This is a genomic window from Sphingobacterium sp. IITKGP-BTPF85, from assembly GCF_001006065.1.
Classification (GTDB): domain Bacteria; phylum Bacteroidota; class Bacteroidia; order Sphingobacteriales; family Sphingobacteriaceae; genus Sphingobacterium; species Sphingobacterium anhuiense.
Genome location: NZ_ASZT02000040.1, coordinates 26,030 through 36,439, shown reverse-complemented (window position 1 = coordinate 36,439; position 10,410 = coordinate 26,030). Strand labels below are relative to the sequence as shown.

General features: G+C 35.9%; 7 protein-coding genes and 1 pseudogene. 4 read left to right on the top strand and 4 right to left on the bottom strand.

Annotated elements, in window-relative coordinates; genetic code table 11:
• Window positions 1-212: 212 nt before the first annotated feature.
• Window positions 213-1,688 (top strand): hypothetical protein, encoded by a 1,476-nt coding sequence (locus L950_RS10255; RefSeq protein WP_052764386.1) that lies wholly within the window; start codon window positions 213-215, stop codon window positions 1,686-1,688.
• 35 nt (window positions 1,689-1,723) lie between these two features.
• Entirely contained in the window at window positions 1,724-2,068 is a 345-nt protein-coding gene (locus L950_RS29895) for a hypothetical protein (protein ID WP_052764385.1), read from the top strand.
• Window positions 2,069-2,185: 117 nt separating this feature from the next.
• On the opposite strand, the gene pepF is transcribed toward L950_RS29895, so the two are convergent.
• Together pepF and L950_RS10245 are read right to left on the bottom strand one after the other, a co-directional pair.
• Window positions 2,186-4,060 (bottom strand): oligoendopeptidase F, encoded by a 1,875-nt coding sequence (pepF, locus tag L950_RS10250; RefSeq protein ID WP_021188761.1) that lies wholly within the window; start codon window positions 4,058-4,060, stop codon window positions 2,186-2,188.
• 278 nt (window positions 4,061-4,338) lie between these two features.
• A complete protein-coding gene (locus tag L950_RS10245; RefSeq protein WP_021188760.1) occupies window positions 4,339-4,737 on the bottom strand; it encodes a response regulator in 399 nt (132 codons plus the stop codon).
• 407 nt (window positions 4,738-5,144) lie between these two features.
• On the opposite strand from L950_RS10245, the gene L950_RS10240 reads away from it, so the two are divergent.
• Entirely contained in the window at window positions 5,145-5,807 is a 663-nt protein-coding gene (locus tag L950_RS10240; RefSeq protein ID WP_031287579.1) for an ankyrin repeat domain-containing protein, read from the top strand.
• Window positions 5,808-5,915: 108 nt separating this feature from the next.
• On the opposite strand, the gene L950_RS32755 is transcribed toward L950_RS10240, so the two are convergent.
• Together L950_RS32755 and L950_RS32750 are read right to left on the bottom strand one after the other, a co-directional pair.
• Window positions 5,916-6,944, bottom strand: coding sequence for a hypothetical protein (locus L950_RS32755; RefSeq protein ID WP_231577063.1), 1,029 nt, complete (start codon window positions 6,942-6,944; stop codon window positions 5,916-5,918).
• 30 nt (window positions 6,945-6,974) lie between these two features.
• Window positions 6,975-8,440: pseudogene (locus tag L950_RS32750) on the bottom strand (aconitate hydratase); the annotation flags it as partial.
• A 711-nt stretch (window positions 8,441-9,151) separates the two neighbouring features.
• Between L950_RS32750 and gltS the strand changes: the two are divergent.
• A complete protein-coding gene (gene gltS / locus L950_RS10230; RefSeq protein WP_021188758.1) occupies window positions 9,152-10,351 on the top strand; it encodes a sodium/glutamate symporter in 1,200 nt (399 codons plus the stop codon).
• Window positions 10,352-10,410: the final 59 nt, after the last annotated feature.

Here is a 10,410-nt window from a genome sequence, read left to right as displayed (position 1 = left end):
GTACTTCATAGGACGGATACATACCGGATGTCGATAAGATTGAAAATCTGAATGTCCCCATTATTATCAATCAAAAGAGAATAGGCGGAAATGCGCGTTCAACAGTTGGTACCATAACTGATATCTACGCGTCTTTACGATTGCTATTTTCTAGATTAGGTTCGCCATTTGTAGGTTATTCTAATGTTTTTTCATTTAACAATCCACTCGGCATGTGCCTTAACTGCGAAGGTTTGGGTTATGAGCAAACTATTAATATTAATACTTTAATCAATAAAGAAAAATCCCTAAATGAAGGCGGAATTCAGTTTCCCACTTTTCAACCTGGAGGATGGAGGTTAACTAGATATACTTTGTCAGGATATTTTGATAACGACAAGAAAATAAAAGATTATTCAGATAAAGAATGGGAAATATTACTTTATTCAAAAGAACATAAACCTAAAAACCCAAATAAAGATTGGGGAAAAACAGTGAAATATGAAGGGCTCATACCACGTATTGAAAAAGCATTTTTAAAAAAAGATTCAAAAGAAAATACAACCCGAAAAAATGACCTTCAACACATTACCACAAGCAGAATATGCGCAGTATGCAAAGGTAAAAGATTAAATAAAAAGGTACTCTCCTGTAAAATAAATGGTAAAAACATAGCCGATTGTACTGCTCTTTCAGTTGACGATTTAATGGAATTTATTCAATCGATAAACTCAAACACCTATGATATTATTGTAAAAGAGCTTATTAAGAAATTAAATAATATGATTAACATAGGCCTGCAGTACTTAACCCTCGATAGAAAAACAGATACGCTTTCGGGAGGAGAATCCCAACGGATTAAAATGGTAAAAAGTCTAGGCAATAGTTTAGTGGATCTACTGTATATTTTTGATGAACCGAGCATTGGGCTTCATCCAAAAGATTTACAAAATATTACTTCCATTATTGAACAAATTAGAGATAAAGGTAATACCATTCTGATTGTTGAGCATGATCCAGATTTAATCAAGATCGCAGATTTGATCATTGATATGGGACCCGGATCAGGAAAAAATGGCGGTGAAGTTATCTATAAAGGAACTTTTAAAGAACTTAAAAATTCATTAGGAAAAACGGGCTTATATTTTGCAAAGAAAACCAAAATTAAAACTGATCCAAAAATTGGAAAAGAATATCTAGAAATTAAGCAAGCAACCTTACATAACTTGAAAGGTATTGATTTAAAAATCTCTAAAAATATTATGACAGTAGTCACTGGCGTTGCAGGCTCAGGAAAAAGTACATTAATCAGCAAAGTTTTGCCGGATTACTATAAAGATGCAACAATTATCGACCAGTCCTTATTTACAGCTAGTCCCCGGTCAAATTTACTCACTTACTTGAATCTATCTGATAAGGTCAGAAAATCATTTGCTCGAGCCAATCAAGTTTCTGATAAAAAATTCAGTAGGAACAGTGAGGGCGCCTGTGAAAACTGTAAAGGACTGGGCATGGAGCGGATAGACTTAGCATTTATGGATGACATTGAGCAAGTCTGTGAAGTTTGCTGTGGTTCCGGATTTAATCCCCAGGTATTGGAATATAAATACAAGGGTAAAAATATATTTGATGTACTGAACTTTACTATACCGGAAGCTATACAATTTTTGATGATCAGATATACCTTGAAAAGTTTGAAATACTTTTAAAATTAGGCTTAGATTATCTCACACTCGGACAACGTATGGATAGCTTTTCTGGGGGAGAAAGACAACGTTTAAAACTCACGAAAGAATTAAACAACACAAATAAAATCATCATTATGGATGAACCCAGTACAGGATTACATCCAAGTGATACGGAAAAGTTACTATCTGTTTTTGAGGAATTAATTGAAAGAAATAACACATTAATTATAGTAGAACATAATTTGGAAATTATTGCTCAGGCAGATTGGATTATCGATATCGGTCCGGGTGCTGGTAAATATGGAGGTAATGTTATTTTTGAAGGTACCGTAGAACAACTTTTAAAAAATAAAAAATCGTACACTGCCGAATATCTCAAAAAACATTTAAAATGGAAATAAAAATAATCGACTATAATTCCCTTTTATTTAACTCTTTGTATTCGTTAAAAACCCGGTGAAATAGAAAAAATAAAAGCCGCAATAATACGGCTTTTATTTTTTGTTAAAATTTAATTCTTATTTCCCCCGTCTGCTTAGAATAGATTCCATCTCAGCCATGACTTTATTAATTTTTGCAATCGTCAAATCAAAAGGTTCAGAAGTATTCATATCCACACCTGCATCGACAAGAAGATCAACAGGATATTTTGTACTTCCCGAAGCTAAGAAATTCAGGTATTTCTTACGATCTGCATCCGTTCCACGCAGGACTTTTTCGGAAAGAGCTGTTGATGCAGTAAAAGATGTCGCATACTGATAAACGTAAAAGTTATAATAAAAATGTGGAATGTAAGACCATTCTGATTTCACATTGTCATCAACGACACAAATATTTTGATCATGACCATAATACTTTTTCGTTAGAGCCAGATACATCGTATCAAAGTCTTCTCCAGTGAGTGCCTCCCCCTTTGCTACTTTATCATGGATCATATATTCGAACTCAGCAAACTGAGTCTGACGGAACAATGTTCCTTTTGCGCCTTCAAGATAATTTCCAAGAATAGCAAGTCTAGTTTCATCGTCCTTTATCTGCTTCAGCATATAATCATTCAATAACTCTTCATTTAAAGTCGAAGCCACTTCTGCAACAAAAATTGAATAATCTGAGTTAGCATAATGTTGCTTCTTATTGGTCAAATAACTATGCATGGTATGTCCCAATTCATGAGTCAGCGTAGACATATCATTGTACTTGCCGTTATAATTCATGAGGATATACGGATGTACATCGTACCCAGAACCATTAGAATATGCACCTGACCTTTTTCCTTCGTTAGGATACATGTCAATCCATCTTTCTTCGAATGCTTTTTTGGAAACTTCTATATAATCAGTCCCTAAAGGCTTCAAAGATTTTAAAATATTCTCTTCAGCTTCTTCTACCGTATAAGATAAATCGACTTTCGCAACCAAAGGAGCATAAAGATCATAATAATGCAGTGTATCCACTCCCATCATGCGTTTACGGAGGTTTAAATAACGATGAAAGGTCTTCAAATTTCCATTTACATTTTTTATAAGATTATGAAAAACATCTGTCGGAATATTACCGCCATCTAATGCCATTTTTAAGGTACTGTCGTAGTTTCGGGCTTTTGTTGCAAACAATGCCGCATTGATATTTCCATATAACTGCGCTCCAAATGTTCTTTGAAACTCATTCAGTTTACCAAAATAAGTGGCAAATGCTTTACTGCGAACTCCCCGGTCTTCACTCGCTCTATATAATGCAAAATTAGCAGCGTTAAGCTTTACGCGTTCACCGTTCAAATCGACCTCCGGATATGGAAACTCAGCATTTATAAAGGTGCTATAGATATTGGCAGCATTACCGGACATTAAAGAAGAATATGCCAATACTTTTTCAACTTCCTCAGAACCTCTATGGGCGCGTTTGCGAAGTAAATCTGTCAGGTAAAACTTATAAGTTACCAACGCTTTTTCTTTTGCCAAAAATGCGCTAAGCTGATTTTCTTTTAAAGTCAGCAATTCCGGTTCCAGGTATGAAGTCAAAGCGCCATATTCTGAAAAAAGCTGTTGCAATTCTTGATTCATCCCTGCATACTTAGTTACTCGGGTATCTTGATCAGCTTTCATCGAAGCATAAGATGAGAGACGAGCCATATCCTTGATAAGCGAACTATTCAGCTCTAATGCTTGCAATAAAACGTTCGCAGATTGTGTAAGCTTACCTTTGTATGAAGCCGCTTCTTTCATCTTTTGTTGTAAACGTTCCTTTTCTGTTTTCCAAACGTCATCTGTAGCATAAAGATGAGACAAATCCCATTTATATTTTTCAGGTAATTCTTCGCGAACTTTCATCTGACTTACTGCAATTGTTGTTGAGAACAGCATCACCGTTGTGATCAATTGTGTTTTTTTACGCATAATGTATGTAAATAGTGTTCCCAATTTACAAAACATCTTTTAGATTTTTATAGCACCAACAAGATCAGTCCATAAATTTATAGTGTAAACCATATCAGATTATAAATAAAGACACATAACATTAGAAGACGAATAATAATTGGAAACCGTTTACTCCAGCACAGTTTTTTCAAAAACGACTTCATTACCTAGATTTCAATAAAATAAACAGATAAATTTTATTAAACCTGATTATCATCAATATGGCAGTAGATTATTTAATCAAAAGCAGTATAATTTCAGACTTGACACAAATCATCATTGTAAGTCCACGAATTTATTTTTTCTAACATAGAAGTGGGATTAGTTTTAGGAAATACGTGCACACCACCATTTCGTTTAAATTCTTTAATCTCGCAAAAATCTGTAGTAGCTGTATATCCAAAAAGCTTAATTGATGGAAATCTTGCCGATATTTCACTAGCAGCAGCTACGCCTCCCATATTTGGCATATGAAAGTCAATGATACAAACTTCAGGTAACTCATCCTCGAATTCCAATCTTTTAATCAAATCTAGTCCATCACCGCAGATAAAGAAAAGATCAAAAACAGTATCTCTTTCGATGAGTAATTGTATCATATTTTGTTGAAATATACTATCATCTGTAAAAGCGAGTTTAATTGGATAATTCCTCATGTTTGTTTTTATTTCTATTAACTTATTCACGACAAAATTACCAACGTTCCTCCAGCGACAATACCATTATATCTTCTTAAATTATCACATGAAGACCAATTTTAAATGGATTGATATTAAAAAGCTTGTGTTTTCATATCATCTTTTCAGTATAAAATATTGAGATTTAAAAAAGTGATCCTATTTTATCTGTATCTTAAACAAAGAGGGGCAGCATAGTTTTTAACTAAAAAATATTCTTTTGACCTTTTTTAAAGACCAACTTTCCTTACCTCTGCCAACTGGGATATCAATTATAAAATGTACAAGTTTTCGCATAAATGGTACATTTTATTCAGAGCTTATTTGACTAAATTTGCTCATGAAACAATTGATTTTCAACACTTATCATCACTTATTTAATACCTATGCAACATCTTATCTTACTTTTTTCATTCATTTTCCTGAACTCCTGTAATAACGATATGAATACTCATCCACAAACGAACTTACTGGAGGCAGTCCAGAAAAATCAATTGCTATTCGTTGAAGAGGAATTGAAAAAGGGTGCAAACGTTAATTTAACTGATAAAAATGGAAAATCCTTATTACTGATCGCAACACATAATAATAACTTTGAGATGGCAAAGTTATTGGTATCTTACAAAGCAGATGTGAATCAACAAGATAAAATTCAAGATAGTCCTTTTTTATATGCAGGAGCGGCAGGACACCTAAAACTTGTACAGCTCTATCTATCTCATGGAGCTCGATTTGATATATTCAACAGGTATAATGGAACAGCCCTAATACCTGCCAGCGAACGCGGACATCTGGAGGTTGTGAAATTACTGGCCAACACAAAAGGATTTCCTATTGATCACGTCAATAGGTTAGGTTGGACCGCATTAATGGAAGCAGTAATCCTAGGTGATGGCAGTCAAAAATTTGTCAACGTAATCCAAACACTGATTGATGCAGGTTGCAATATAAATATTGCTGATCATGATAAAAAAACCCCATTAGCACATGCTAAAGCCAAAGGGTATTCGGACATTGTTCAGCTACTAGAGAAAACGTCCAAAAAATAAAAATCAGCTTATATCAAGTTTACTGAATACTAAAACAAAGAAGGGTTTGACTTTATAAATAGCCAAACCCTTCTTATATTTTACATATATAAATTGAAAAAATACGCATTAACTGTTTTTTAAATAATCCCTTAAGACGTATTGTAAAATACCATTATTTTTGTAATATTCAATTTCAATAGCCGAATCCATCCGGGCCTGAACCTTAAATTCGGTTATTTTCCCATTCCGATGTATTGCTTTCACATCCAAAAGCTTATGAGGTTTTAGATTATCCGCAATTCCTGTAATATCAAAAACTTCAGTACCATCCAAACCTAAAGTGGCGGTATTTTGTCCATCAATGAAAACTAATGGGGCAACCCCCATACCAACAAGATTGCTGCGGTGTATCCTTTCAAAACTCTCTGCAATAACAGCTTTTACACCTAATAAATAAGCACCTTTTGCCGCCCAGTCACGAGATGAGCCAGACCCGTACTCCTTTCCAGCCAATACAATCAGTGGTGTATGCGTTTTCTGATATTCCATAGCCGTTTCATAAACTGTCTTTACCTCACCACTTGGAAAGTATATACTGAAACCGCCTTCTTGATCTAGAATTTTATTTTTAATACGCACATTGGCAAAGGTTCCGCGCATCATGACTTCATGATTACCACGACGGGAACCGTAAGAATTGAAATCAGCTTTATTCACACCATGTTCTGCTAAATATTTTCCTGCGGCACTATCTTCACGGAAAGAGCCTGCTGGCGAAATATGGTCAGTTGTAACCGAATCACCTAAATACAGTAATACACGAGCACCTGTAATATTAGCCACTGGATCAGGATTTACCTGAAGGTTTTCAAAAAAAGGAGCTTCTTTAATATAAGTCGAACTTTTATTCCATTCAAAACGCTCGGCTAGATTTACTTCTAAATTTTTCCAGTCTTCAGAGCCATCAAAGATCACATCATAGACTTCCTGAAAATCGCTTTGTTTGACACAGTCATTGACTGTCTGGACGATTTCCTCACGGCTTGGCCATATATCTTTCAGATACACGGGATTTCCGTTTGGATCGTACGACAGTGGATCATTTATCAGATCAACATCGACCCTCCCTACTAAAGCGTATGCAACCACTAGCATTGGCGACATGAGAAAATTCATTTTTACCTGAGGGTGTACCCTAGCTTCAAAATTTCGGTTACCCGAAAGTACAGAGGCCACCACCAATTCTCCTTTATCTACGGCTTCCGCAATATGCGGAGGTAATGGACCAGAATTTCCAATACAAGAAGTACATCCATATCCCACAGTATGAAAGCGAAGAGCTTCCAGATCAGTACTCAAACCTGAACGCTCTAAGTACTGTGTCACGACTTTGATCCTGGTGCTAGTGAAGTTTTTACCCATGATTTCGTACGCAATCCTTTTTCTATGGCATTTCTTGCCAACAATCCAGCGCCGATCATAACAGCTGGATTAGAAGTATTGGTACAGCTCGTAATAGCGGCAATAACAATACTACCATCGCTCAAAATAAATTCCTGGTTTTTATATTTAATTCGAACAGCCTGCATTGTATCCTGAACAACCTCCATTGTAGAATCTGTATTTTTTGGAACTTTACCAAAAGTAAATTCTGTTCCAGAACCACCGTCAGCTAACCATGCCGATTCTTTTCTCTGATTCGGAAGACTATAATTACGCTGGTATTCCTGTTGCAACAGATTAGCAAACTGGCTACCAAGATCCTTAGCCAAGATTTTATCCTGCGGCCGCTTTGGACCCGAAACCGTTGGTTCTAATGTCGATAAATCAAATTCAACAATTGAAGAAAAATTAATTTCTTCGTGACCAGTTCTCCACAATAGGTTTTCTTTGCTGTATTCTTCTACGATCCTGATGTGTTCTGCTGTACGATTGGTTGTTTGCATGTACTCCAACGTCCGTTCGTCGATAGGAAAATAAGTAATCGTACACCCGAATTCTGGAGACATATTAGCAATAGTCGCTCTATCCGTAACTGTTAAATGGTCCAGACCATCTCCAAAAAGTTCAACAAACTTTCCTACTACACCTTTATCACGAAGTACTTTAGTAATCGATAATACCATATCGGTAGCCGTACAGATATCCGGTATTTTCCCGGTCAATTTTAATCCAATCACTTCCGGGCAAGTAAAAAATATAGGCTGTCCCAGCATAGCAGCCTCCGCTTCTATACCGCCGGCTCCCCATCCTACTACACCCAGACCATTCACCATAGGCGTGTGCGAATCCGTACCAACCAAGGTGTCCGGAAACAACCATCCCTCGCGTTCAATAATCCCCTTAGCAAGATATTCAAGATTGACCTGATGACAAATTCCCATCCCCGGAGGAACTACGGTAAAGTTTTTCAATCCATGCTGTGCCCATTTGAGCAATTCATAACGTTCCTGATTACGTTGGTATTCCAGTTCAACATTTTTTCCGTAAGAATAATCTGTTCCATAATAATCCACCTGCACAGAGTGGTCAATCACCAAGTCAACTGGAATTGCAGGGTTGATCTTTTGACCATCTTTTCCATGACGTACATATTCAGCCCGGAGCGAGGCCATATCGACTACAGCAGGAACACCAGTAAAATCTTGCATCAGAATACGAGCTGGCTTAAAAGGAATGTCCTTATCGACAGGAGCTGGTGTCCAGTTGATGAGTGTATGAATATGTTCGTCGGTAATGCTAAAACCATCGTAATTTCGCAGCACATTTTCAAGCAAAATGCGGATACTAAAAGGAAGATGACTTACAGAGCCTTCAGGAAGATTTTTAAGCGAACAATAATGATAGCTTTTCCCGTTTATACTTATTGACTTTAAAGATTTGGCGTTCGTTGTACTCATATTGACACGTTTTGTTGGTACATAAATTTACCTAATTAACTATTGAGAAGCAAAACAAATAACAACGAATAGAATATTAAGTTTTAATAGATTACTAAAGAGTAGAAATGTTACACTCATTATTTAAACTCACAGTCGCATTTTCAAAATGAATGAGAAAAATATAAGATCTAGCCGAGTAGTGAAAAACTAACGATAATGTATGTTACATACTAAAACTGTACATAGTTGGGGATAATAAGAACCAATAATCTATCCTATTCGAAATCAAGACATCAATGCTTTAAACATGATTACAACTATGAAAGGAAAATGCACGCGAATAAACCGTTAGATGTAGGACTAAAAACAGTGAAAATATTTTAATTAACCTTACACCTACAGAGAAGTCAAATACAAGTTATTATTTTATTCTTAACTTTCCGTTTTATTTGAATGACAAACCCACTTATAGATAGCTATATGACATTTGGACTATTTGAAACCCTAGCTTTTGCCTGTCTTATTTTGATTTTAGGATTTTTTATTGTTAAAAAAATAAATTTCCTGAGAAACTACAATATACCAGAACCTGTTGTAGGAGGGTTTGTCGTTGCAATTGTCCTTTACATCTTGCATGCGACAATGGGTATCAATTTTACCTTTGAAGGTTCGCTTCAGACCACCATGATGCTTTTCTTTTTTACTTCAATTGGTTTAAGTGCAGAATTCGATAAATTAAAAAAAGGAGGAAAACCACTTTTGATATTCGTTTTTCTAACAGGATCTTTCATGATCGTTCAAAATGTTTTTGGGATATCCGTGGCATCTCTGCTAGGCATTGATCCTAGTTATGGACTTATTGCCGGATCTATTACCTTAACAGGGGGACATGGTACTGGTGCGGCATGGGCCCAAAATCTCACCGATATATTCCAAATAAATGGAGCGATGGAGCTCGCAATGGCATGTGCTACCTATGGTCTGGTCATGGGTGGTCTCATCGGTGGCCCCGTAGCAAAAGTGCTTTTAAAAAAGAAGAATATCCAACCTACAAAAATTATTCAAGAAAGAGGAGTGCCAATTGAAATGTTCGAAAACCCTGATTCAAACCGAAGAATCAATGTTCGCAATATGATTGAAACCCTGACTATGTTTGCAATTTGTCTAGCATTGGGACATTTATTGTATGAATATTGCAAAGGTTCATGGTTGGAACTTCCAAATTTTGTATGGTGCCTTTTTGTAGGTGTTATTATTCGCAATACCATTAGCAGATCGTCCAATTATATTGTAAATGATCATGCTGTAGATGTGCTTGGCAATACCGGTTTATATCTATTTTTGACCATTGCACTAATGTCCTTACAGCTTTGGCAATTACAGGGCCTTGCCTCACAAGTTTTAGTTATATTGATCTTACAAACAGTACTTATGGTACTATTTGCAATGTTCATTACTTTCAGAGTAATGGGAAGCGATTACGACGCTATAGTGCTCAGTGCTGGACATTGTGGTTTTGGACTAGGCGCAACGCCGACGGCTGTTGCGAATATGCAATCGATCACCGACAAATATGGGCCGTCCCACAAAGCGTTTCTAATCGTACCCATGGTAGGTGCATTCTTTGTTGATATATTAAATAACTTGTTTATTAAATTATTTGTAAGTTACCTCTCCTAAAAATTTTATTAATAATCTAACAATTCCATTCGAAGCAGCATTAAATAATAATAAAACAT

Excerpts from the sequence above, each read along its gene's own strand:
- L950_RS10240 (WP_031287579.1), top strand. The coding sequence starts at position 5,145 with ATGCAACATCTTATCTTACTTTTTTCATTCATTTTCCTGAACTCCTGT.
- pepF (WP_021188761.1), bottom strand. The coding sequence starts at position 4,060 with ATGCGTAAAAAAACACAATTGATCACAACGGTGATGCTGTTCTCAACA.
- L950_RS29895 (WP_052764385.1), top strand. The coding sequence starts at position 1,724 with ATGGATAGCTTTTCTGGGGGAGAAAGACAACGTTTAAAACTCACGAAA.
- L950_RS10255 (WP_052764386.1), top strand. The coding sequence starts at position 213 with ATGTGCCTTAACTGCGAAGGTTTGGGTTATGAGCAAACTATTAATATT.
- L950_RS32755 (WP_231577063.1), bottom strand. The coding sequence starts at position 6,944 with ATGCTAGTGGTTGCATACGCTTTAGTAGGGAGGGTCGATGTTGATCTG.
- L950_RS10245 (WP_021188760.1), bottom strand. The coding sequence starts at position 4,737 with ATGAGGAATTATCCAATTAAACTCGCTTTTACAGATGATAGTATATTT.
- gltS (WP_021188758.1), top strand. The coding sequence starts at position 9,152 with ATGACATTTGGACTATTTGAAACCCTAGCTTTTGCCTGTCTTATTTTG.